Below are 22,749 nucleotides of genomic sequence, written 5' to 3'. Positions count from 1 at the left end.
GCCCCCGCCCGCGCTTCCGCCCCGTCGAGGGGACGCACATTGGGGTCAACCCTCACGAATGACCCCGATCTGAGTCCCCTCGGCGCGTGGCGGCACCGACTGTCACACAGCGTCACGCGACTGGGGCCAAGGCAGCGCTCCGGATAGCTTCGAACCATGACACGTATCGAGACCACCACCGCCGGCAGCCTGCCCCGCACCGAGGCCCTGATCGCGGCCAACGCGGCCCGCACTTTTGCCGAGGACGGCTTCACGCTGCAGTCCACACCCGAGTTTGAGGCGCTCGTCGCCGAGGCAACGCGGGACGTCGTGGCGCGCCAGCGCGAGGCTGGCATCACCCAGCCCGGCGATGGTGAGTTCGGCAAGGCAATGTCAAACGCGGTTGACTACGGGGCCTGGTGGACCTACTCGTTCCAGCGCACTGCGGGCCTCGAACTCACCGGTAAGGACATCTTCAGCCAGGAGCCCGTGCGTTCCGAGCCAGGCAACGTCCGCCTCACCACCTTCCCGGATCGGCGCGACTGGAGCACCTTCTCGGAGGCCTATCAGGATCCGACGAGCGGGATCAGCGTGGGCAAGAACGCGACCGCGTTCCCCGCGACCACGGGCCCCATCAGCTACACCGGGCAGGATGCGATCGCCGCGGATACCCGCAACCTGAACGCAGCGCTCGAGGCGGGCGAACGGGGCTTCCTCACGGCGATCGCCCCCGGCTCCGCCGCGCGCATCGAGAACGAGTTCTACGGCTCCGAGCAGGAACACATCGACGCGTGGGTCGCAGCTCTGCGCGAGGAATACCGGGCCGTCACCGATGCGGGCCTGATCCTGCAGCTCGACGATCCCTCGCTCGCGGAAAACTGGGACCAGATCAACCCCGAACCGAGCATCGAGGACTACCTCGCCTTCACGCAGATCCGAATTGATGCGATCAACGCGGCCATCGAGGGGCTCCCGAAGGAGCAGATCCGACTGCACCTGTGCTGGGGTTCCTGGCACGGTCCGCACACCACGGATATCGAGTTGAAGCATATTCTCAAGACCGTGCTGGGTGCCAAGGTTGGTCAGATCTCCTTCGAGGCGGCAAACGCACGCCACGAGCACGAATGGGCTGTGTGGGAAGAGCAGAAGGGCCTCATCCCCGACGACCTGATCCTTGTCCCCGGCGTGGTCGGCCACTCGACGAACCTTGTCGAGCACCCCGATCTTGTCGCGCAGCGCATTGAGCGCTTCGCGAAGATCGTCGGCCCGGAGCGCGTGATCGCGGCCACCGACTGCGGCCTGGGTGGGCGCGTCCACCCGCAGATCGCGTGGGCGAAGCTCGAAGCCCTCGGTGAGGGTGCGCGGCGCGTGCGCGTGTAAGTTTCGCGGCTTTTCGGAGGGCTCGGGCGCGTTTGCGCTCGGGCCCTCCGGTATATGTGCACCCGTTCGCCGCTCCCGTCGAAACCGAGCGAATTTATTTAACACGTGCCAAATGCGCGCGAAAACGCCACGGTTACGGGAAGATCCCTCAGTTGCGGGGTGGCCGGGGTGGCCGGGGTGGCCGGGGTGGGCGAGGTGGCCGAAGTTGCGGGCGCGGCCAGTGGTTTGGGTGGGCGGACGCCCGCGTTGCCAGACGGCGCTAGACGGCCCCGGTCGTGAGGAGTGCGTGGCAGCGGCTCACCCGCTCCGCCCACCACGCGGTGCGCTCCGGGCTCGCGGCAGTGCGTGCTAGCGAGGCCTCACTGAGCGTCGGACGGCCCACGGGAACGGACCCGTCCACGGGGACGAGCGGCGTATCGGTGACGTCATCCGAGAGCAGCGCGACCGTTCCCAGACCGCAGGCCCCGGCGAGCATGCCCTCGGGGAGTGCGGCGGCGAGGTGCGCGCCCATCGCGATCCCGACCGAGGTGTCGAGTGCGCTGGAGACGACAACCGGGAGATTCGCCTCGCGCACGATGTCCAGGGCGCGGGAGACCCCGCCGAGAGGTTGCGCCTTGATGATGAGCAGGTCCGCGGCGCCGGCCCGGGCCACGGCGAGCGGATCCGAGGCCTTGCGCACGCTCTCGTCCGCGGCGATCCGCACGGGTACGCCCGCCGTGCGAAGCCGGTCCCGCACCTCGGCAAGTTCCGGCACGCTCACGCAGGGCTGCTCAGCATACTCAAGTTCGAACTCCGCGAGGGCGGTGAGCGCGGTGACGGCCTCCGCCACGGACCAGCCCGTATTGGCGTCCACGCGGACACGCGCGGCGGGACCCATCAGCTCTCGCACCCGGCGCACACGCGCCACATCGTCGGCGAGCTCCTGCCCGCGCTCGGCGACCTTCACCTTCGCCGTGCGGCAGCCGGGGAATCGGGCGAGGATCTCGGCGACCTCATCGGGTGCCACCGCGGGCACCGTGGCGTTGACCTCGATCCGGTCCAGCCTCACCGCTGGTTGCTCAGCCCAGCCGTAGTCCAGGGCAGCGGCGAGCCATGCCGCGGCCTCGGCGTCGTCGTACTCGGTGAAGGGCGAGAACTCGCTGGGCCCCTGCGGCGCATCAAAGATTGCCGCCTCGCGCACGGTAACCCCCCGGAACCGGGTGCGCGTCGGAATAGCGACAACCCGCATCGAGCGCAGCACCTCCGCGAGGGGCGGCAGGGAGCTAGACGGGGACGGGGGTGCCGCGGCGGGACTCATACTTCGAGTCTAGGCATTCGCCGCGCCGCGGTCGTGGAGGGCGCACACACTGCGAGTCCTCAGGTGCAAGGACAGCCTGCCCTCCCTTGCGCTCCGACAGGCCCCGGAGCAGAATCAAACCATGGGGGACACCACACGAACCACACCCGGCCAGCACCCGCACGAACCGCACGAGAATCTCGGACAGCGCCTCAACTGGCTACGTGCTGGCGTCCTCGGTGCCAACGACGGCATCGTCTCGACCGCGGGTGTGGTCATCGGCGTAGCCGGGGCAACGCCGGGCAACGTGCTGGCGATCGCGACCGCCGGGCTCGCGGCGCTCGTCGCCGGTGCCTTCTCCATGGCGGGCGGCGAGTACGTTTCGGTGAGCACGCAGCGGGACACCGAGCGCGCGATGATCGCGAAGGAGAAGCGTGAACTCGCGGAGATGCCCGAGGCAGAGCTGCGTGAGCTTGCCGGGTTCTACGAAGATCGCGGGCTGTCGCCCGAACTCGCGCAGCAGGTTGCTCAGGAACTGACCGCACATGACGCCCTCGCCGCGCACGCGGAGGTCGAGCTCGGCATCGACCCTGATGAGTACACGAGTCCCTGGGCCGCGGCGCTCTCCTCCTTCGTGGCGTTCACGGTCGGCGCGCTGATCCCGCTCGCCATGATCCTGCTCCCGGTTGGCGAACACCGCGTGTGGGTGGCCGTGGTGGCCGTCCTGATCGGACTCCTGCTGACCGGCTGGATCAGTGCGGCGCTTGGCAAGTCACCGCGCGGGCCCGCGATCCTGCGCAACATCATCATGGGCGGGGCGACGATGGCCGCGACCTATCTGATCGGCATGCTGTTCGGCGTCGCGGTGTCCTGATGCCAGGGAGCGGGGCCAGCCGAATAGGCTGAGGGCATGACGCAGCAGGTTTCTGAGATCTTCGACCCGTCCGAGTGGGAAGTTGCCCCGGGGGCGGCGGGTTACACCGACATCACCGCTCACCTGAGCCTCGACGGCCGGATCGCGCGCGTCGCGTTCAACCGGCCCGAGGTGCGCAACGCCTTCCGGCCTCACACCGTCGATGAGCTCTACGACGCGCTGGACCGCGTGCGGGTGAACCCTCGGGTGGGCGTGGTCTTGTTGACCGGGAACGGCCCGTCCCCGCGCGACGGGGGCTGGGCGTTCTGCTCCGGCGGCGACCAGCGGATTCGTGGCCGCGACGGGTACAAGTACTCCGACGACGAGACCGCGGTCGGGCCGGAGGCCACGGCCCGGGCGGGGCGGTTGCATATCCTCGAGGTGCAGCGCCTCATCCGGTTCATGCCGAAGGTTGTCATCGCGCTCGTTCCCGGCTGGGCCGCGGGCGGCGGACACTCGCTCAACGTGGTGTGCGATCTGACAATCGCCTCCCGCGAGCACGCAAAGTTCAAGCAGACCGATGCCGACGTGGGATCGTTCGATGCCGGCTACGGCAGCGCGTACTTTGCGCGCCAGGTGGGGCAGAAGTTTGCCCGCGAGATCTTCTTCCTCGCGGAGGAGTACTCGGCGGACCGCGCCCGCGAGATCGGGGCCGTCAACGAGGTCGTGCCGCACGTGGAACTTGAGCGCACCGGCATCGCATGGGCGCGCACCATTCTCGGAAAGTCGCCAACGGCGATTCGCATGCTCAAATACGCGATGAACGCCGTCGATGATGGGATCGTGGGCCAGCAGCTCTTCGCCGGGGAGACCACCCGTCTCGCCTACGGCACCGACGAAGCGGTGGAGGGGCGCGACTCGTTCCTCGAGAAGCGGGATCCCGACTGGAGCCCGTTCCCGTACCACTACTAGGGTGCGCGGCGAGGTGGGCCCGCGGGGGCCGGGTTCCTGCTTCGACCCGCGGCAACCCGCCCGCACCCGCCGAAACCGAGGCGTTTTATCTAGAGTGAGCCCAGTTCCACGAAACTTGGGTCACTTTAGATAAAACGCCTCGGTATGGGTGTGGCCTGGCCTGGCCGGCCTCGCCACGGCACGGCACGGCACGGCACGGCACGGCCCGGCCCGGCCTGGCCTGGCCGGCCTCGCCACGGCCCGGCCTGGCCGGCCTCGCCACGGCCCGGCCTGGCACGCACCGCCACGCCCAGCGCTCGCCCCCAAGAAACGCCGAAACCGAGGCATCTTGCCGAGAACGACCCAAATTCCTCGGAAATTCGGTCACTTTCGGCAAGATGCCTCGGTTACGGTGAGGCAGGGAGCGGTGTTACGCCTGCTCGGCCTTCTTTGCGCGGCGCAGTTCGTGCAGCAGCGGTTCGGTGTAGCCGCTCGGCTGTGCTGCGCCCTCCACGATGAGGCGGCGTGCCGCCGTGAACGCGAGACCGGGCGTGGCCCCGTCCGCTCCAAGGAGCTTCTCGTAGAGCGGGTCGGATGCGTTCTGTCGATCGACCACGGCCGCGCAGCGTGTCAGCGCCGCATCGATCTCCGCTTCGGTGATGACACCGTGCAGCAGCCAGTTCGCCAGCAGCTGCGCGGAGATCCGGAGTGTCGCGCGATCCTCCATGAGGGCGATGTCTCGCAGATCCGGCACCTTCGAGCAGCCGATGCCCTGGTCGATCCAGCGCACCACGTAGCCGAGGATCGACTGCGAGCTGTTCTCGAGCTCCGCGGCGACGGTCTCGGCGTCGAGGTCTCCCGCCCCAGCGAGCGGGATCTGGAGCAGCGTGTCGAGGGAGTCGCCCACGGGGGCCGCGGCCGTGACCTCGGCCCGCGCTGCGAACGCGTCGGCCTGGTGGTAGTGGATCGCGTGTAGCGTCGCGGCGGTCGGCGACGGCACCCAGGCTGTCGAGGCGCCGGCGCGGACGTGTCCGATCTTCTGCTCCAACATCGCGGCCATCAGATCCGGCATGGCCCACATGCCCTTGCCAATCTGGGCGTGCCCGTCGAGGCCGCTCGCGACGCCGATGACCACGTTGCGCGCCTCATAAGTGCCGAGCCACGGAGCTGAACGGATTGCGTCCTTCGAGAGGAAGGGCCCGGCGTGCATGGACGTGTGGATCTCGTCGCCGGTGCGATCGAGGAAGCCGGTGTTGATGAACGCAACCCGGTCCGCGGCGGCGGCGATCGAGGCCGCGAGGTTCGCAGAGGTGCGACGCTCCTCGTCCATGATGCCGACCTTCAGCGTGCGGGCCGGGAGTCCCAGCAGCTCCTCCACGCGCCCGAACAGTTCGGCGGTGAACGCGGCCTCGTCGGGGCCGTGCATCTTCGGCTTCACGATGTACATTGACGGCGTGCGCGAGTTCGCGAGCTCGCCGCGCAGATCATCGAGGGAGCCGAGCGCCGTCATGATCGCATCGATGATGCCCTCTGGGGTCTCCGCCCCATCACGATCGAGGATCGAGTCGCCGAGCATGAGGTGGCCCACGTTGCGCACGAACAGCACCGAGCGGCCCGGCAGCGTGACGGTGCCGCCGTCGGGCGCCGTGTAGACGCGGTCCGCGGCCATGCGGCGCGTGAACGTCTTGCCGCCCTTGCTGATCTCCTCGGTGAGGGTGCCGGCCATGAGGCCGCGCCAGTTGCGGTAGCCGAGCGCTTTGTCTTCGGCGTCGACTGCTGCGACCGAGTCTTCGAGGTCCATGATCGTGGTGAGAGCAGCTTCAAGGACGATGTCCTGGATGCCCGCGGTGTCGGTGGATCCGATGGGGCCGGTGCGATCGATCAGGATCTCGGCGTGGATACCGTGGTGCACGAGCACGATTGTCTCCGGGGCCTCCGCGGAACCGGTGTACCCGACAAGCGCGGTGGGATCTGCGAGCCCAGCGTTCGAACCATCCGCGAGGGTCACGACGAGCGCCCCGTCCTGGATCGCGTAGCCGGTGCTTCCCGTGTGCGAGGCGGTGCCGGATCCTGCGGTGCCGGATCCTGCGGTGCCGGATCCTGCGGTGCCGGATCCAGCGGTGCCGGATCCCGCGAGGGCTGCGACGGTGTCGAGGAACTCGCGGCCGCGGGCGATCACGGCGGCTCCGCGCTTCGGGTTGTATGCGGAGCCGGGGGCGAGCTCCCCGGCCTGCGAGATTGCGTCCGTGCCGTAGAGCGCGTCGTAGAGCGAACCCCAGCGCGCGTTGACGGCGTTGATCGCGAAGCGTGCGTTCAGGATCGGAACAACAAGTTGTGGCCCGGCGAGCTGCGCGATCTCCGGGGCGACGTTCTCGGTGGTCACGCGGACCTCGCCCGGCTCGGGGGCGAGGTAGCCAATTTCGGTCAGGAACGCGCGGTAGGCGGCGGGATCCGGCACCCCGGGCTGTTCCTTGTGGAAGGCGTCGATCTGACGCTGCAGCTCGTCGCGGGTGCGGAGCAGGGCCGCGTTGCGGGGGGCGAACTCGTGCACGATTGCGCTGACCCCGGCCCAGAACGCGTCGGCGTCGAGCTTGTGACGGTCGAGGCTCTCCTCGGCAAACGCGCGAATTGGCTCGGCGACGGAGAGGTCGGCGCGGGAGACATAGGTGGTCATGCAAGCTCCAATGCTGCGGGTCCAATGGGGAACTACTGTCCACCATAGGCGCCAGTGGGAAGAAATGGAGTATCCATTCCGTATAGTGGAGTGATGGACGATACATCCGTACGAGAACTGTCAGAAACTCCTGGTCAGGTGCAATCCGTCTCGCGTGCCTTCAACGTCCTCGACGTGTTGGCCGATGCGGAGACCCCGCTCCCGCTCACGGAGGTTGCCGCGCGAGCAGGCCTCGCCGTCCCGACGGCGCATAGGCTCCTCCGCACCCTGCTTGACCTCGGCGCGGCGCGGCAGCTGAAAAACCGTGACTACTCGCTCGGGCCCAAACTGATTGGCCTCGGGGAGCGGGCCACCCCGCCGCTCGCGGAATCGGCGCGCGGGGCACTCGTCGCGCTCGAGGAGATCGCACAGGAAACCGCGAACCTTGCGATCCTCGAGGGTGATCTTGTTGCCTACGTCGCGCAGGTGCCGTCGCGACACCGCATGCGGATGTTCACGGAGGTGGGACGGCGCGTGCTGCCGCACGCGAGCGGCGTTGGCAAAGCCATGCTCGCAACCCTTCCCGAACGGCGGGTCCGCGCCATTCTCGACCGCACCGGCCTGCCCGCCTATACCGGGACGACGCTGACGAGCGCCAACGCTCTGATTGCGGACCTCCAGGCCACCCGGAGTCGTGGGTTCGCGATCGATGACGGAGAGCAGGAAGTTGGGGTGCGGTGCATCGCTGTGGCGGTACCCGGAGCGGTGCCGCCCGCGGCGCTGTCGATCTCGGGACCCTCCGCGCGCATGACCGACGCGATCGTGGAGCGCGCCGTGGTCGAGCTCACTCGCGCGGCGCAGGAGCTTGCGGGGGAATAACTCCGGACGCACGGAGTACCCTGGAGGGGTGACTTCGCCCAACGGACTTCGCGCCATTCCCACCGAGGATCGTGCCTGGCTTGTGGCCGCGCTGCAGGACGCGCTGGCCGGCGGGGCCCCTGTCTTGCCGCTTCCCCCGGGAGGCGGCGAGGGGGCTGACGCCGCGGCCGTGCACGAACTGCAGCACACCCCGTTGCCCGAGGGGGCCGCCGTGGTGGTGCGCACCTCCGGGTCCAGCGGGATCCCGAAGGCAGTCGCGCTCTCCGCGGACGCGCTGCGGGCGAGCGCCGCGGCGACCCACGAGCGCCTCGGCGGACCAGGGCAGTGGCTCGTGGCACTGCCCGTGCACCTCATCTCGGGTCTGCAGATGCTCATCCGCAGCGCGCTCTCCGAGTGCGAACCGGTGTTCGCTGATGGGGCCTTTGATCCCGCACAGTTACTCGCCGCGGCCGAGACGATGACGGCCGAGCGCCGCTACGTATCCCTCGTCCCAGTGCAACTGACGCGTCTCCTAGATCACGCCGCGGCGGATCCCGCAGCAGCCGAAGTACTGCGACGTTTTGACGCGGTACTTGTGGGAGGCCAGGCCATTTCGGTTGCCCTCCGGCAGCGCTGCCATGAACTCGGCGTGGCGCTCAAACGGAGCTACGGCATGACCGAGACCGCGGGCGGCTGCGTCTACGACGGGGTCGAGATCGGGGATACCCTGGTGCGGATCCGCGCCGGAGAGGTACAGCTCGCGGGGAGCTCGCTCGCCCTCGGATACGTCGGGGACGCCGCGCTGACCGCGGACCGCTTCCTCGCCGAGACCGACCGCGACGGGGCGCCGATCCGGTGGTACCGCACGGGCGACGCCGGCGAACTGCTCGGCGGCATGTTGACCGTCACCGGGCGGCTCGACCGCGTCCTGATTTCCGGTGGCATCAACGTCTCCCTCGACGAGGTGGAGCGGGTGGTTCGGGAACTCCCCGGGTGGGACACGACTGTGGCACTGGCTGCCCCCCATCCCGAGTGGGGTGAACGGGTGACGCTCGTGATTGAGACGCCGGATCCGGCTCCCGCTGACGCACTCGGCTTCGACGCCGTCCGGGAGGCCGTACGTGCCAAGCTCGGCGTCGCCGCGGTGCCGGAGTGGGTCACCGAGACCGAGCAGATGCCCCGCCTCCCCGGAGGCAAACCAGACCTCGCCGCGCTCGGCGAGTGGATCGGGCGAGTACGCGACAGCTTCCGCGAAACGCGGCGAGCCACAGGAGAGGACCACGCGTGAACCAGGCGAAGGATCGGCGACGGTCGGGCAACCCGGCGGTGCGCGCCGCCGCGGAAACCAGCGTTGCCGCGGGGGGCGAACCCCGCATCACCTGGCGCAACTGGGTGGGTGGCGCGCGGCTGCGCACCCTGCCGCTCGCGGTGGCACCCGTCGCGGCCGGTGCCGGGATCGCGCACATGGTGCAGGGTTTCTCCCTGACGCTCACGTTGCTTGCGCTCGCCGTCGCGGTGTTCCTGCAGATCGGTGTGAACTACGCGAACGACTACTCCGACGGGGTGCGCGGCACCGACGAGTTCCGGGTCGGCCCGGCACGCCTCACCGGCTCCGGACTTGTGAACCCGAAGCGGGTGCTCATGCTCGCGCTTGTGTTCTTCGGGCTGGCGGCCGTCGCCGGACTCGTCGCGGTGACGCTCAGCGGCCGGTGGTGGTTCCTCGCGCTCGGAATCGTCGCGATCATCGCGGCCTGGTTCTACACGGGCGGCAAACGCCCCTACGGCTACGCCGGCCTCGGCGAAGTTGTCGTGTTTGTCTTCTTCGGGCTCGTCGCGACGGTCGGCACCGTCTGGCTGCAGACCGATGTGCGGACCCAGGAGGAATGGTTCGCGGGCGCCGGTGTGGGCTTCTTCGCGGTCGCCGTGCTGATCGTCAACAACATCCGCGACATCCCCACGGATCGCCTTGCGGGCAAGCGCACGCTCGCCGTCCGGATCGGGGATCTCCCCTCCCGGATCCTGTTTGTGGTGTGCCTGTTGCTGCCCTTCGTGGTTCCCGCGATGTTCGGCTTCGCGAACTCCGGCATGGTACTTGTTTGGCTGGTGCTGCTCATCGTGATCCCGTGCATCGTCATCGTGCTGACCGCGAAGACCCCGCGCGAGCTGATCCTCGTGCTCCAGCTCACCAGCCTCGCTGCGCTTGCCTACGGCGTACTGCTCGGCGTCGCCTTCGCGTTTTAGCTACAGCCCGCCGTCGATGCGGATGACCTGCCCCGTGAGGTAGCCCGCCTCGGGGCTCAGGAGGAATCGCACCAGCGGGACGACGTCCTCCACCGTGCCGATCCGGCCCAGCGCATTGCGGACGGACGCGTTCGCGGTGGGGTTTTCCGCCATGCGGTGTACCAGGCGACCGGTCGCAATCGGCCCGGGGGCGAGGCAGTTAACCCGGATACCCTGAGGGCCGAGGTCGCGAGCGAGATAGCGCGAGTAGTGAGCGACCGCGGCTTTCGCGACTCCGTAGTGGGCGTAGCTCCCCGTCGCGGTGGGTTCCAGCCCGTTCAACGACGACATTGTGAGGATCGCGGCGTCATCACCGATGCTCAGCAGCGGGAGCGCCGCCTGCACCGTTGCGACGGTCCCCACCAGGTTTCGTTCAAGAGCGTCACGCAGCTCAGCGAGACTCATCGTCGATGCGCGATTTCCGAGGAGTTCGCCGCTCCCGCCACCGGCGTTGCAGACGAGCGCATCGAGAGTTCCCCACTGTGTAGTCAGTTCTGCCATGACCTCATACAGGCTGCGTGGGTCCGTGACATCGGCTGGGTAGGCGAGGTGTGTGCCCGGCTGGGCCTGGAGTGCGTCGAGGATCGGTGCCGACGCAGCCTCCTCCGGGAATTCGAGGTGGCCAGCAAGATCACGGTCGATCACTGCAACGTCCCACCCCGCCCGTGCCAGGTCCAGTGCGAATGCGCGACCGAGTCCGCGGGCACCTCCGGTGATGAGCGCTCGGCGCGGGCGGGCCGGAAGTTCGGCTTCAGGCGTGAGAATGGGTGCGGAGCTGGGGCGGGGATTCGAGCGAGGCATTAGGACGTCACCTCGGCTTGACGAGCTGCGGCATCGACCGTCTGCAGCGTCTCGCCCAGCAGTTCAAGCGCGGTCTCGGCCTCCGCGGCGGTAATTGTCATCGGTGGGGTGACGCGGAGCACATTCCCATACAGCCCGCCTCGCCCAATGAGAAGTCCCAGCTTGCGGGCTCGTTCGACCGCGGCGACGGCGAGCTCAGGCGCTGGATCGGTACTCCCCGGGCGGATCAGTTCCACACCAATCATGAGCCCTGCGCCACGAATCTCTCCGATCAGCGCGGGGAGGCGGCTCGCAAGGTCGTGCAGCCCGTGCTGAAGTTTCGCACCGATCTGGTCCGCGTGTGAGATCAAATCGTGGTCCTCGATGTAGTCGAGCGTCGCGTTGGCGGCGGCCATCGCGATCGGGTTTCCTCCGGCCGTCGAGATACTGTGCGCGGGAAGGCTGTGCATGATCTCGGCCTCCGCGACGACCGCCCCGATCGAAAGCCCGTTGGCAATGCCCTTGGCGAGTGTCAAGACCTCAGCGTCAACACCGTGTGCGTGGATGCCATAGGGGGAGCGACCGGTACGGCCCCAGGCGGTCTGCACCTCATCTGAGATGAGCGGGATCCCGTATTCATCGAGCACTCCCTTCGTCCGAGCAAAGAAGCCCGCGGGGGGTTCCGCAAACCCGCCGGCTCCCTGTACTGGCTCGACGAGCATTGCGGCGATGCGGCCACTGGTGCTCGTTTCGATGATTGTGCGCATCTCATCAATACAGGCATCAACAAATGCCGCATCCTCCAGTGCCCGGAATGGGCTGCGGTATCGGTACCCACTGTGGAGGTAGCTGACCTGGAGCGGGCTGAAACCTGTGGCGGACCAAGCCCGGATCCCAGTGGTCGCCACGGTGCCAAAGCTTCGGCCGGGGTAACTGCCGCGCAGCGCGAGGACCTGGTTGCTTGAGGCATGGGCGGTCGTGATGAGGAGCGCTGTTTCCACCGCTTCGCTCCCGGAATTGACGAAAAACACGCGGGGATCGCGCATGCGGCTTGCTGCAGCAAGTCGCTCAGCGAGTCGGACCTGTCCGCTCAGCAGGTAGAGCGTCGAGGAGTGCAGGATGCGTGCCGCCTGTCGCTGAATCGCTTCGGTGATTTCAGGGATATTGTGGCCCACCATCGTTGCGAGCAGGCCGCCGAAACAGTCGAGGTAGCTGCGACCATCACTTCCCTGCACTGTGCGCCCGGCACCGGAGAGCAGTTCAAGAGGCTCGTCATAGTAGAGCGACATCCAGTCCGGCATCACGCGAGTGTGGCGTTCGTGAAGTGAGCCCTGGGGGGAGTGGAGTGGGGCAATCTGCGGATCGTTCATGCGCACACGCTACGAGGCAACTCACACATTCAGCCCGCGGAATGGTCATTTTTTCGGATAATCGAAATCTCACTTCAGAGAGTCGAACAGAAGTGAGCACCGGCCCGATGATGGGCGAGGAATGCAGAAGGGCGGCCAACGATGCCACACACACCACAGGGTGATCTCGACGACGCGATCGCCTCCCGGGCGGAAGAGCTCGCAGAGCTACTCAGCACGACCGTTCGAATCCCGAGCGTGACGGGGTCGGAACGGGCAATTGCGGACTGGTACGCAGAATGGATGATCCGCCACGGGTGGGAGCTTGAACTGCAGCCCCTGGACGGAACAGTGTTTGCGTCTGGCGAGGAGACCGTCGGCGATCGCGCAAACCTGATCGGATACCCGTTTGGACGACCTGGACCGGGCACACCGGTCCTTGTGCTGAACGGGCACATCGATGTGGTCCCCACAGGACGGGAAGAACTGTGGGCGACCGTCCCGTTTAGCGGAGCGCGAGCGGGCGGTCGCGTATTCGGGCGCGGCACCGTTGACATGAAGGGCGGCATTGCCGCGGCGCTCATCGCCCTGGACACCCTGCGAAACAGTGAAGTCGTATTGCCGATGGTGCCGGTGATCCATTTGGTGATCGGAGAGGAGACGACCGGCGTGGGCACGCGCCTGGCCCTCGCTACAGAACGGGCACCCGACGCAGCCATTATTCTCGAACCCACAAACAACACGATCATCACCGCCTGCACAGGACTGCAGTTCTTCCGAGTGACGGCGCGCGGCCGTGCTGCGCACTCGTCGGCACCGTGGCGAGGTGTAGACGCGCTCGCGCGCCTGCTTGTGTTGCGCGACGCCTTGATCCAGACGGCGGCTCGGCGCTCCGCTGCATTCGCCCATCCCCGATTCGCAGATGTCCCCACAGGAATTCCGTTCACCATTGGCATGCTCGAAGCCGGGACCTATCGGGCGGCGGTCCCTGATGTTGCGACGCTGACTGGCCGCATCGGGCTTCGGCCGGGGGAAGATCCTGATCACGCTCGTGCGGAATTTGCTGCCGCGCTCCGTGCCGCCGTCGTCGCGGATCCGTTCGAGACCGAGATGCCACACGAACTTGAGTGGCAGGGCGAACCGTACCCAGGGTGGGACACCGAGGAGAATGAATCCCTTGTCGTGGCGCTGCGGGACGCGTTGGTCATGGCGCAGGGCTCACCAGAGTTCGGCGGCTTTACCGCCGGAAACGATGCCGGGCAGTACGCGCAGGCTGGGGCAGTCACCATTGTTTTTGGTCCGGGCGACGCGGCACTCGCCCACACTGTCGAGGAATCAATCTCCGAAGCAGATGTACTCCTGGCGACACGCACAATTGTGCAGACACTCGTGAGCCTCTCATGAGCGCGCAGCATGACAAGAGTGAGGTCCTCACCACTCTGAGTCGAGGGATGGCGATATTTGAGTATGTCGCAACCGTTGGGCCAGTGACCGCGAAGCAGATCGCTGCGGAGTTCGGAATCTCGAATGGCGTCTGCTACCACGTGCTGCGCACGCTTGAAGCAGACGAATACGTCGTGCGCCGGTCCGGGGGAAGCTATGAACTCGGGCCGCACGGTTTCCCGCTTGGGCGAGGATTGCAGCGCCACTCCGAGATCGCCCCGGAACTCGCGGTAATTCTGACTCGCCTCTTTAACGGTACAGAGGAGACCGCGTTCGTCGCGGAATGGCGGGGCGGTGCAGTGATCCTGCGCCACTTCCTCACCAGTAATCACACACTCAGCGTGGGCGGGTTGGAAGTTGGATACACCGGAGATATGCACGCCCGTGCGTCCTGTAAAGCGATCCTCGCGCATCTCCCATCCGAACAAGTGGACACGTTGTTTGCGGGCATTCACCTGCGGCAGCTGACACCGCACACTGTGACGGATGTGGACGAGCTGCAAGTGGAGCTCGCCAGGATCAGAGCGCAGGGCTACTCCATCGACGCAGAGGAATTTGTTGAAGGGATGCAGTGCGTATCTGCCGCCTACTTCCTCCCCGACGGTGAGCCGGCGGGATCTTTCACAGTGTCCGCCCCCGCCGAGCGGTTCCGGCGGAAACGAACCGAGCTGATTGACGCGGTCCGTGAAGCCGCACGCCTGGCAACGTCACTGCTCGCCGCGGGCAAACTGCAAAGCCCCCGCGCGCGGCTCACCCAACCCGACCCCTCTCGAGAAAGGAACCTCGCATGACCGGCACAGACGCGCTTCTTGTAGCGATCGAGACGATGCATCGCATTAGATTCACCGAGGAGATGATTGCCGAATTACGCAACCGTGGCGAGATCGTCGGGTCCGTGCATCTCTGCAACGGCCAGGAAGCAATCTACGCTGGCGCGGTCAGCGCCCTGGATCTCACGCGTGACGCGGTGTTTCCCACCTATCGCGGTCACGGCTGGGCGATCAGTTGTGGCGTCCCGCCGGAAGCGGTGATCGCAGAGCTGCTTGGCCGGGGTACCGGCATCAGCGGCGGCCGCGGCGGCTCGGCGTATTTCACCGCGCCCGAATATGGCATGTACGGGGAGAACTCGATCGTGGGTGCGGGCGCACCGATCGCATGCGGTGCCGCCCTCGCGGGCCGATTCGACGGCAGTGGACGGGTTGCTCTTGCCGCATTTGGCGAGGGCGCTATGAACCAAGGAGCGGTGCACGAAGCGATGAACTTCGCTTCTGCAATGCGGCTGCCCGTCATCTTCCTGGTGGAGAACAACACCTACTCAGAACTCACCCCCACGGCGCAGGTTGTGCGTTCAGACCAGTTCTATCGTCGCGCGAGCGCCTACGGGATGGCCGGTGAACGTATCGACGGGAACGATCCGGAGGCCGTGCATCGTGCAGTTGCCGGGGCCGTGGAGCGCTGCCGTAGCGGGGCCGGGCCAGTGCTCATCGAAGCAATGACGCAGCGCCTGGTCGGGCACTACATCGGCGACGCTCAGCAGTACCGGCCCGCGGGAGAGATCGATGCCGCGCTCGAGGTGGAGCCCATCGTGCGTGCAGAACGGGTCGCGCACGCTGCGGGAATCGATGCGGAGGCGCTCGCGCAGCTCAGGCTGCGTGTGTCCGCCGAGGTCGAACACGCGGCGGCGGCGGCGCTCGCCGCCCCCCTTACCGATCCTGCCACTGTTTTGGAGCACGTCTATGCCTGAGATCATCGAGAAAACTCTTTCGTACGCTGAGTGTGTCAACGCGGCGCTCGCGCGAGCCCTGGACGAGCGTGAGGAGACCCTCCTGTTCGGGGAAGACGTTGCGATCCCCGGGGGCGTCTTCGGAGTGACCAAGGGGCTTCGCAAACGATTCGGCGAGCGAGTGTTCGACACCCCGATCTCTGAAGCCGCGATCCTCGGAAGCGCTGTTGGTTCGGCGATGTTCGGTCGCCGTCCCATCGCAGAGATCATGTGGGCAGATTTTGCACTGGTGGCGTTCGACCAGATCGTGAACCAGGCCGCGAACGTCCGATATATTTCACGAGGGGCGCTTAGCGCTCCCCTCACGATTCGCACGCAGCAGGGGAATGCGCCCGGTGCGTGTGCGCAGCACTCGCAGTCACTTGAAGCCCTCTTTGCGCATATTCCTGGGCTGCAAGTTTGCATGCCAACGACCCATCAGGACGCCTACGATCTCCTGTTGAGTTCGATCTGGAGCGACGACCCCACCGTGGTCATCGAAAACCGGGCGCTGTACCACGCAGGAAAGCAGCAGGTTCGGCTTGGCGGCGAGATCGCGCCGGTGGGTGGTTCCCAGATTCGCCGGTCTGGATCGCATGTGACCGTCGTGACCTGGGGGGCCATGCAGCACCGAGTGCTTGCTGCTGCGGAACGCGCTGCAGGGGAAGGCGTGAGCGCGGAGGTTATCGATGCGCGGTGGATCCGACCGCTCGACCTCGACTCCATTCTGGCGAGCGTCCAACGCACAGGCCGCTTGGTTGTTGTCCATGAGGCGCACACTACGGGAGGAGTTGGCGCGGAGATCGTTGCGCGTGTCGTGGAGAGCGGGGTACCACTGTCGTCGCCCCCGGTGCGGATCGGTGCACGCGAAACGCGGATTCCCGCCGCCGTGCACCTCGCGGCGCAGGTATTGCCCGATGAGGACGAGATCCTCGGTGCGCTGCGGCGTGCGGCGCATGACGTGCCGACCGGCCGCGTCGACGCATTGGCGGTGAGTCCGAGATGACTGACGCACCGATTTCGATGCCGGTGTTCGCGCCACTTTTCGCACCGGGTGCCGAACGCGTCAAGGTACGTTGGGCCACCGTGGAGATTCCCGTGAGTGCCGAGATCACCGCTCGATGTCTGCCCGCGGGGCTCAACGTCCCCGAGCATCCCACCGCTGGCTTGTGGATCGCGGAGTTCATTGGCGCTGAGTTTCGATCCGCCTCCGGGATCGAACGTCGACCTGACTACCTCCAGGGCGGCGTCTCGCTGCGCTGCGCAGGATACGGCGGTGGGGCCGACGGCGCATACGCGATCGAGACGTTCGTCGAAGGCCTGAACCACGGGATCCTGGGTCGTGAGCTCTTCGGGCTTCCGAAGAAGCAGGCGCGCAGTGTGCGTCTCGATGAGACCGAGGGTGACCTACAGTTCCACATAATCTCGGCCCTCGATGAAACGCTGGTGTCCGGCCATACCGCGCTGCGCGGCGAAGACCGAGAGCCCAGCGCCACTCCTGCACCTGCCTGGTTCGACCGGCACTTCACCGTGAAAGCGATCCCGAGCGCGGAGGGGACTGGCTATGACGTGTGCAAACTCGTTGAGATTCCGTGGGCAATGCAGGCCTCCGAACCGGTACGTGAGGGGATCGCGGAATTCAACTGGGGCGTGAGCGAGGTTGACCCGCTCCATCACTTCGCCCCGACCGGCACTGCCCACGTGCGCTACGGCTTCGCCACGCTCGATATTGCCTACGGCCGGTACCTCGCCGACGTTTCCCCGCCCGAGCCAGTCGGCTCACCGAGCTGGCACCCGAAGGGTCCCAGTACACCCCACATAACACCGAGCAAAGGAGCTCACTTATGACCGCAATAGACACCTCGACCCCGAGTAGGCTCACCTCATCGCAGATGCGAGCCATCGTCGCGGCGTGCATCGGAAACTTCCTGGAGTGGTACGAGTTCGTGCTCTACGGCTACTTCGCCGCAGTGTTTGCCACGCTCTTCTTCCCCCAGGAGGACCCGGCCGTTGCCATGCTGACAACGTTCCTCGTCTTCGGCATCAGCTTCATCATTCGGCCGCTCGGTGGATTGCTGTTTGGGGTTGTCGGCGACAAACTCGGGCGCAAGACAGCGCTCTCCGCGATCATCATCATGATCTCGGTCGCGACCGCGCTCATGGGCCTCGTGCCGCCCTACGCGAGTATTGGAGTTCTCGCACCGATCCTGATTTTCCTCCTGCGACTCGTGCAAGGCATTTCCGCCGGCGGGGAGTGGATGGGGGCGGTCACCTACATCATTGAAACCGCCCCTGCGGGCAAGCGTGCGTGGTATGGCAGCTTCCAGACGATCACCATTGTCCTGGGGATGTTTGTCGCGGCCGTGACTTCGCTGATCATCACGTCCTCGATGACCACAGAGTCGCTGCATGCCTGGGGCTGGCGAATTCCGTTCCTGGTCGCGCTGCCGCTCGGCATGATCGGGCTCTACATGCGGTTGAAGCTTGCGGATCCGCAGGAGTTCACTGAGGCCCGCGCCGAGGAAGCGCGGACCGAACGCTCCAAGCGTTCACCGCTCGCTCGGGTACTCCGTGAGCACTGGCGTTCGGTCATCCTGGTCGCTGGTCTGGTTGCTTCGCCTACGATGTGCACCTACGTGTTGCTCGTGTGGGGTCCGACATTCTTCAACGGGTACCTTGGCTTCGAAGACTCCGCCGCACGCATGATCGGTCTGATCTCCATGCTCGTGCTGACAATCCTCGTGCTCTCTTTTGCGAAGGCCTGCGACCGACTGGGACGCCGCCCCTTTATTCTCTTGGGTGCCGTGCTCGTGCTGGTGGGTACCCCGATCGGGTTTGTGCTGCTCCATACAGGCAACCTCATCCTTGCGATTGTGGGTATCGGCTTGATCCTGGTGGGAGACGCGATGATGCTCGCCGCCCAGCCCGCGCTTTTCGCGGAGCTCTTCCCGACTGCGCAGCGCTACAGTGGGCTCGCTGTCGGCTACAACCTCGGAGTCGTGCTGTTTGGCGGGCTGGGCCCGCTCTTCGCACAGGCGCTCGTGACGACCACAGGATCGAGCTGGTCTCCGTCGTGGTACCTCATGTTCGGTGCCCTGGTGAGCTTGATCGCAGCCCTGTTCACCCCGGAGACACGCAATGCTGAGCTACGAACCGGCGCGATCCGGGTCACTGCCGGATGAATTCACGGCCGGATCCCACCGTGACTGACAGAGGAGGACGTACATGACCATGCGAGCCGTTGTACATGCGCACGACGCAGGACTCGACGGTATTCGAGTCTCGGAGGTACCCGTCCCCAGCGTCGGCGCTGGGGAGGTGCTCGTTGCAGTGGAGTACGCCGGCCTCAATCGCCACGAGTTGTTCACGGCGCTGCGTCGGGAGACTTCCCCGTCGGCCCTGATCCTCGGGGCCGACGGTGCCGGGAGCGTGGCCGCGGTGGGCGCGGATGTGCGGGAATTTGTCCCTGGCGACAGCGTCCTCATCAACCCCACGGTGAACTGGCCCACCCGAGAGCCCGTCCCTGAGCATCCAAGCATCTTGGGGGGCCGTCTCCCGGGCACGTTCGCCGAGTACGTGGTGGTCCCCGCCGCGAACCTCCACACGCCGCCGACGCACCTGAGTGACCCAGAGCGGGGGGCCCTGGGGTTGGCCGCCGTGACCGCGTTTCGCGCGCTCTGCACAGTGGGAGAATTGCGAGCCGGCGAGCATGTGTTGATTCCGGGCATTGGCAGCGGAGTGGGGCTCCTCGCACTTGACCTGGCCGTGGCGCTGGGGGCGGAAGTCACCGTCACGAGCCGCAGCGAAGCGAAACGTCAATTCGCGCTGACTCGTGGGGCGGCGCGCGCCGTAGCGACAAACGACATCAGCCGAGAGCGGCTGATGCGCCCCGTGGACCTCATCATCGACACGATCGGCGCAGATAGCGTTCCCGCAGGGCTATCTGTCTTGCGTCCGGGCGGACGCCTCGTGACGCTTGGGGCGACGACCGGTGCTGAATTTGGGCTGTCGCTGCGGGAACTGTTCTTTCGTCAACTCAGTATCCGGGGCACCTCGGTGGGCAGCGCTGAGGAATTCCGGGACATGCTGTCCGCAGTGGCTGAGCATAGGATCCGGCCAGTAATTGACGGCGTTGTTCCGCTTCATGACGCCCCTGCCGCTATGCGAGCCAGCCTGGCGGGTGCCGGACAAGGGAAGACCATATTTCACATCAGAAAGGATGATCTCGCATGACGATTGCAGGTGGCAACCCCAGCACTCTCGCAGCTCCAATTGGCCCCTTTCGGCACTATACGATTGCCCCGGATGGGCATCAGCTTGTCTTTGTTTCCGGGCAAGTGGGGCAGGATGCACACGGTGCTCTTGTCGAGGGCGGATGCTTCGAACAGACCATGCAGGTATTCCGTAATCTCGACGCTGTTCTTGCGGAGGTCGGAGCGACACCACAGGACGTCGTGAAGCTGTTCACGATTGTCACGGGTGACGGGAGCTTCCGTGACTTTGCCCGCGCACGGTCCGAGGTCTTTGCCCGGTGGTATCCCAATGGCGACTTCCCGGCGCACTCGGCGTTCGCAGCAGCGGAACTCGCTGCACCCGAACTGCTTGTCGAGCTTGAAGCTGTGATCGCGGTGCCACGGTGACTCCCGAGCAGTTCCGGGCGGAGTTTCCGGCGCTTGAGACCTGGGCGTGGCTTGATACTCCCGGTGCTCCGCCGAGCGCAACCCGTGTCGATGCCGCCCTGCGCGCGGTGCTTGACGGGTGGCGCGCAGGAACGTTTGCATGGGAGGACTGGGACGGTGCCGCGCAGCGGGCACGAGACGCGTTCGCAGCGTGGATGGGGCTCCCCGCCGCGCGCATCGCTACCTTGGGTTCGTTGGCTGAGGCTGCAGCGACGGTTGCGCAGTACCGCGCTCCCGGTGCGGCGCTGATTGCTGCCGATGAGTTTCAGAGCCTGCTTCTGCCATTCGTCGCCGTCGCCGAGCGGGATGCGACCCGACCGCTTGTCCGGGCCAGACCTCGGTTTGGCCAAAGCCGAACCGAGGCGCTCTGTGAGCACCTGCAGCCCGGAATCTCGCTCGTGGCAGTATCCGAAACCACCACACGAGACGGGGAACGCCTCGACATCGCCGCGGTGCGGGATCGCGCGGACGACGTCGGCGCCCAGCTCTTCGTGAACGGAACACAGAGCCTCGGAGTCTTAGATCCTCGGTTCGCACGCACCCGGCCCGACTTTTACGCCGTACACGGATACAAATGGTTGCTTGCCCCACGAGGCGCCGCGTGGCTGTACACGGCCGAAGGAGCCGCCGAACTCGGTTCCATCGCGCCGAACTGGAAAACCGCGGAGGGCGGTGACGGGCTGTTCGGTGGCCATCCGACTCCCGCGGGGAAGCCCCACGCCGCGGATACTTCCCCTGCATGGTTCTCCTGGATCGGTGCTGAGGCGGCCTTGGGGCTGATTTCAGAGCTCGACGCCCCGGCCACTGAAAGTCACGCGCTCGGTCTCGCTGAGCAATACGAGCGTGGTGCGACCGAGCTCGGGGCCCGAGCGGTCCGGGTGGGCCCGGGATCTCATATTCGCGTGTTCGAGATCGCCGAGCCGGCGCGCGTGCAGCGCGAACATGACCAAGATCGAATCCGGGCACGGATTGCGGGAGACCGGCTTCGGATCGGGGTGCACGGCTTCACCTCGAGTGAGGATGTCGAACGCGCGCTCGCAGCGCTGGAGCGGGGTTTGCGCGGGTAAACGGCGGCACGACACGTCCCGGCGTCGCGAGGCGGATCGCCAGGCCCATGAGGAGCAGTCCGCACACCCAAGCCCAGAGCGCCCCGGTGGCGGCGAGGATCACGAGCACGCCGCCGGCACCCGTCAGCACGGCGGCGAGGATACGCGTGGCCCCCAGAGGCGCGGGGATGCCGGTGGCTGTCACGACGCTCGTGTGCGGGTCCGGGCGGCGCTCAATCCGTGCGGTTGCCGCGACCACCGCAGCAACCGCCCCTCCGGCCACAATAAGCCAGAGCGGCCGGCTCAGCCACCACTCGGGGGTGAGGGGGACCGGCACGAGCGTCGCGGAACCCGTGAGCGTGCCCGTCGCGAGCAGCAGTCCCGCGACCGCAATCACGACGGGCATGTGCCACGAGTAGATCGTCATCGCGGCCCCGTTGATCGCGTTCGATATGCGTTGCACCCCGGGGAGCGACGCCCACACCCGCAGCCGGTCCCGCGCCGCGGCGAAAAGTGCGAGCTGCACCACCCCGAGTAGCGCGAGCGCCGCGGTGGGCGGGTTCAACGCTTCGAAAAGGTTCGCGGGGCTTGCCCCGAGCACCATCAGCGTAGCGATACCCGCCACAGCCCATCCCGCTGCGCGGAGGCTGGGTACGCTCCCGTCGGCAAGCCAGAACCCGAGCTGCTGCACAAAGAGCCACACAAACAGCAGATTCGCGAACCCCACGGCGTCCACGCCGCTCACCCCGCGGAGCACATCGACGCAGAGCACGACCGCCCCGAGCACTGCAAGCGTCCGCCCGGGAGCGCGCTCGTGCAGTCGGAGTGCGGCGGGGACGAGAGAGCTACAGAGCACGTAGACGCCGAGGAACCACAACGGCTGGCTGATCCGCCACCCCGCCTCCGCGACGAGCTCCGCGTCCAACACGAGCACGGTGAGCGCGCTCAGGCCGAGCACCACGGCACCGGCTGCTGCCAGCGGCACCGGCAGCAGCCGCCGCAGGCGAAGCGCCACGTACTCGCCCGCGCTCACGCCGCGCCCCCGCAGCCGGCGCAGGTGCGTTGCTGAAGCGAAGCCACCGAGCACGAAGAACAGCGGCATCATCTGGGCGACCCAAGAGAACACGGTGAAGCCGCCCCAGGACTCGAGCGCGTTTTCAATCACGACGCCCCCGCCCGTGTCGCCGCTCGCCAGGCTCACGCCGACCATGAGCGCGTGTACCGTCACGACCGCGATCAGGCACGCTGCCCGCACGAGGTCAACAGCGGGATCGCGGTGCGACCGAGACTTGAGGGGATCCGGCAGCGGAGTGTGCGCGGGGGCAACGAGCGTCATGGGGGGCGTCCTTCCAGGGTGATGGAAGTACCTTCCCGTGACGAATGCGCGCCGCGCGTCCCTCCCCGGTCCTCACTTGCCCCCTACCCAGGTGCTACCCGGCCCGCGCCATGAGCTCAGGGGC

At 66.7% G+C, this 22,749-nt stretch carries 20 protein-coding genes; 15 read left to right on the top strand and 5 right to left on the bottom strand.

The annotated features are described in order from the left end of the window. The first annotated feature begins 156 nt into the window (after positions 1-156). Positions 157-1,359, top strand: a complete 1,203-nt coding sequence (locus tag FM113_RS05345) for a cobalamin-independent methionine synthase II family protein (RefSeq protein ID WP_087012251.1) — start codon at positions 157-159, stop codon at positions 1,357-1,359. Between the two features lie 259 nt (positions 1,360-1,618). Here FM113_RS05345 and FM113_RS05340 read toward each other — a convergent pair whose 3' ends face one another. Continuing rightward, positions 1,619-2,656: an o-succinylbenzoate synthase gene (locus FM113_RS05340; RefSeq protein ID WP_087012250.1), complete on the bottom strand. Its 1,038-nt coding sequence runs from the start codon at positions 2,654-2,656 to the stop codon at positions 1,619-1,621. A gap of 121 nt (positions 2,657-2,777) precedes the next feature. On the opposite strand from FM113_RS05340, the gene FM113_RS05335 reads away from it, so the two are divergent. Then, positions 2,778-3,509, top strand: coding sequence for a VIT family protein (locus tag FM113_RS05335; protein ID WP_087012248.1), 732 nt, complete (start codon positions 2,778-2,780; stop codon positions 3,507-3,509). Between the two features lie 36 nt (positions 3,510-3,545). Next, complete coding sequence (locus FM113_RS05330) at positions 3,546-4,460, top strand: 1,4-dihydroxy-2-naphthoyl-CoA synthase (RefSeq protein WP_087012246.1); 915 nt, start codon at positions 3,546-3,548, stop codon at positions 4,458-4,460. 409 nt (positions 4,461-4,869) lie between these two features. Here the strand turns inward: FM113_RS05330 and FM113_RS05325 are convergent, their stop codons facing one another. Then, complete coding sequence (locus tag FM113_RS05325; protein ID WP_087012244.1) at positions 4,870-7,113, bottom strand: malate synthase G; 2,244 nt, start codon at positions 7,111-7,113, stop codon at positions 4,870-4,872. Positions 7,114-7,206: 93 nt separating this feature from the next. Here FM113_RS05325 and FM113_RS05320 point away from each other — a divergent pair, with 93 nt between their 5' ends. Genes FM113_RS05320 through FM113_RS05310 form a run of 3 tightly spaced genes read left to right on the top strand, consistent with a single transcriptional unit; the run spans position 7,207 to position 10,191 of the window. Beyond that, positions 7,207-7,971, top strand: coding sequence for an IclR family transcriptional regulator (locus FM113_RS05320; protein WP_087012242.1), 765 nt, complete (start codon positions 7,207-7,209; stop codon positions 7,969-7,971). 28 nt (positions 7,972-7,999) lie between these two features. Beyond that, entirely contained in the window at positions 8,000-9,238 is a 1,239-nt protein-coding gene (locus FM113_RS05315; protein ID WP_254908883.1) for an AMP-binding protein, read from the top strand. Further along, positions 9,235-10,191 carry a 1,4-dihydroxy-2-naphthoate polyprenyltransferase gene (locus tag FM113_RS05310; protein WP_087012241.1) on the top strand — a complete coding sequence of 319 codons (957 nt, stop codon included), beginning with the start codon at positions 9,235-9,237 and terminating at the stop codon, positions 10,189-10,191. The genes FM113_RS05315 and FM113_RS05310 overlap by 4 nt, the downstream gene beginning before the upstream one ends. On the opposite strand, the gene FM113_RS05305 is transcribed toward FM113_RS05310, so the two are convergent. Together FM113_RS05305 and FM113_RS05300 are read right to left on the bottom strand one after the other, a co-directional pair. Further along, positions 10,192-11,031, bottom strand: coding sequence for an SDR family NAD(P)-dependent oxidoreductase (locus tag FM113_RS05305; protein WP_087012240.1), 840 nt, complete (start codon positions 11,029-11,031; stop codon positions 10,192-10,194). Beyond that, positions 11,031-12,380: an aspartate aminotransferase family protein gene (locus tag FM113_RS05300; RefSeq protein ID WP_087012237.1), complete on the bottom strand. Its 1,350-nt coding sequence runs from the start codon at positions 12,378-12,380 to the stop codon at positions 11,031-11,033. The genes FM113_RS05305 and FM113_RS05300 overlap by 1 nt, the downstream gene beginning before the upstream one ends. Positions 12,381-12,521: 141 nt before the next feature. Between FM113_RS05300 and FM113_RS05295 the strand changes: the two genes are divergently transcribed. From FM113_RS05295 to FM113_RS05255, 9 genes are read left to right on the top strand one after another with little or no spacing between them, the layout of a single operon-like run. Next, positions 12,522-13,763: a M20 family metallopeptidase gene (locus tag FM113_RS05295; RefSeq protein ID WP_087012235.1), complete on the top strand. Its 1,242-nt coding sequence runs from the start codon at positions 12,522-12,524 to the stop codon at positions 13,761-13,763. Next, on the top strand, positions 13,760-14,593 hold the full coding sequence (locus FM113_RS05290) for an IclR family transcriptional regulator (protein ID WP_087012233.1): 834 nt from the start codon (positions 13,760-13,762) through the stop codon (positions 14,591-14,593). Before FM113_RS05295 ends, FM113_RS05290 begins: the two co-directional genes overlap by 4 nt. Continuing rightward, positions 14,590-15,546 carry a thiamine pyrophosphate-dependent dehydrogenase E1 component subunit alpha gene (locus FM113_RS05285; protein WP_087012231.1) on the top strand — a complete coding sequence of 319 codons (957 nt, stop codon included), beginning with the start codon at positions 14,590-14,592 and terminating at the stop codon, positions 15,544-15,546. Before FM113_RS05290 ends, FM113_RS05285 begins: the two co-directional genes overlap by 4 nt. Further along, complete coding sequence (locus FM113_RS05280; protein ID WP_087012229.1) at positions 15,539-16,570, top strand: alpha-ketoacid dehydrogenase subunit beta; 1,032 nt, start codon at positions 15,539-15,541, stop codon at positions 16,568-16,570. Before FM113_RS05285 ends, FM113_RS05280 begins: the two co-directional genes overlap by 8 nt. Further along, complete coding sequence (locus tag FM113_RS05275; protein ID WP_217895961.1) at positions 16,567-17,412, top strand: acetoacetate decarboxylase family protein; 846 nt, start codon at positions 16,567-16,569, stop codon at positions 17,410-17,412. The genes FM113_RS05280 and FM113_RS05275 overlap by 4 nt, the downstream gene beginning before the upstream one ends. Continuing rightward, positions 17,409-18,746, top strand: a complete 1,338-nt coding sequence (locus tag FM113_RS05270; protein WP_087012227.1) for an MFS transporter — start codon at positions 17,409-17,411, stop codon at positions 18,744-18,746. The genes FM113_RS05275 and FM113_RS05270 overlap by 4 nt, the downstream gene beginning before the upstream one ends. Before the next feature lie 43 nt (positions 18,747-18,789). Next, positions 18,790-19,797 (top strand): zinc-binding dehydrogenase, encoded by a 1,008-nt coding sequence (locus FM113_RS05265; protein WP_087012224.1) that lies wholly within the window; start codon positions 18,790-18,792, stop codon positions 19,795-19,797. After that, a complete protein-coding gene (locus tag FM113_RS05260) occupies positions 19,794-20,204 on the top strand; it encodes a RidA family protein (RefSeq protein WP_217895960.1) in 411 nt (136 codons plus the stop codon). The genes FM113_RS05265 and FM113_RS05260 overlap by 4 nt, the downstream gene beginning before the upstream one ends. After that, positions 20,201-21,310: an aminotransferase class V-fold PLP-dependent enzyme gene (locus FM113_RS05255; RefSeq protein WP_087012222.1), complete on the top strand. Its 1,110-nt coding sequence runs from the start codon at positions 20,201-20,203 to the stop codon at positions 21,308-21,310. The genes FM113_RS05260 and FM113_RS05255 overlap by 4 nt, the downstream gene beginning before the upstream one ends. Here the strand turns inward: FM113_RS05255 and FM113_RS05250 are convergent. Next, positions 21,249-22,625, bottom strand: coding sequence for an acyltransferase (locus FM113_RS05250; protein WP_087012219.1), 1,377 nt, complete (start codon positions 22,623-22,625; stop codon positions 21,249-21,251). The genes FM113_RS05255 and FM113_RS05250 overlap by 62 nt on opposite strands. Between the last annotated feature and the right edge of the window lie 124 nt (positions 22,626-22,749).

This window comes from Leucobacter sp. 7(1) (assembly GCF_900163635.1).
Lineage (GTDB): Bacteria > Actinomycetota > Actinomycetes > Actinomycetales > Microbacteriaceae > Leucobacter.
The sequence above is the reverse complement of the archived record's forward strand: the minus strand, read 5'-3'. Positions and strand labels throughout refer to the sequence as shown.

What these genes read in the sequence shown, in the direction of transcription:
- FM113_RS05345 (WP_087012251.1), top strand. Translation starts at nt 157, where the DNA reads ATGACACGTATCGAGACCACCACCGCCGGCAGCCTGCCCCGCACCGAG.
- FM113_RS05340 (WP_087012250.1), bottom strand. Translation starts at nt 2,656, where the DNA reads ATGAGTCCCGCCGCGGCACCCCCGTCCCCGTCTAGCTCCCTGCCGCCC.
- FM113_RS05335 (WP_087012248.1), top strand. Translation starts at nt 2,778, where the DNA reads ATGGGGGACACCACACGAACCACACCCGGCCAGCACCCGCACGAACCG.
- FM113_RS05330 (WP_087012246.1), top strand. Translation starts at nt 3,546, where the DNA reads ATGACGCAGCAGGTTTCTGAGATCTTCGACCCGTCCGAGTGGGAAGTT.
- FM113_RS05325 (WP_087012244.1), bottom strand. Translation starts at nt 7,113, where the DNA reads ATGACCACCTATGTCTCCCGCGCCGACCTCTCCGTCGCCGAGCCAATT.
- FM113_RS05320 (WP_087012242.1), top strand. Translation starts at nt 7,207, where the DNA reads ATGGACGATACATCCGTACGAGAACTGTCAGAAACTCCTGGTCAGGTG.
- FM113_RS05305 (WP_087012240.1), bottom strand. Translation starts at nt 11,031, where the DNA reads ATGCCTCGCTCGAATCCCCGCCCCAGCTCCGCACCCATTCTCACGCCT.
- FM113_RS05300 (WP_087012237.1), bottom strand. Translation starts at nt 12,380, where the DNA reads ATGAACGATCCGCAGATTGCCCCACTCCACTCCCCCCAGGGCTCACTT.
- FM113_RS05295 (WP_087012235.1), top strand. Translation starts at nt 12,522, where the DNA reads ATGCCACACACACCACAGGGTGATCTCGACGACGCGATCGCCTCCCGG.
- FM113_RS05290 (WP_087012233.1), top strand. Translation starts at nt 13,760, where the DNA reads ATGAGCGCGCAGCATGACAAGAGTGAGGTCCTCACCACTCTGAGTCGA.
- FM113_RS05285 (WP_087012231.1), top strand. Translation starts at nt 14,590, where the DNA reads ATGACCGGCACAGACGCGCTTCTTGTAGCGATCGAGACGATGCATCGC.
- FM113_RS05280 (WP_087012229.1), top strand. Translation starts at nt 15,539, where the DNA reads ATGCCTGAGATCATCGAGAAAACTCTTTCGTACGCTGAGTGTGTCAAC.
- FM113_RS05275 (WP_217895961.1), top strand. Translation starts at nt 16,567, where the DNA reads ATGACTGACGCACCGATTTCGATGCCGGTGTTCGCGCCACTTTTCGCA.
- FM113_RS05270 (WP_087012227.1), top strand. Translation starts at nt 17,409, where the DNA reads ATGACCGCAATAGACACCTCGACCCCGAGTAGGCTCACCTCATCGCAG.
- FM113_RS05265 (WP_087012224.1), top strand. Translation starts at nt 18,790, where the DNA reads ATGACCATGCGAGCCGTTGTACATGCGCACGACGCAGGACTCGACGGT.
- FM113_RS05260 (WP_217895960.1), top strand. Translation starts at nt 19,794, where the DNA reads ATGACGATTGCAGGTGGCAACCCCAGCACTCTCGCAGCTCCAATTGGC.
- FM113_RS05250 (WP_087012219.1), bottom strand. Translation starts at nt 22,625, where the DNA reads ATGACGCTCGTTGCCCCCGCGCACACTCCGCTGCCGGATCCCCTCAAG.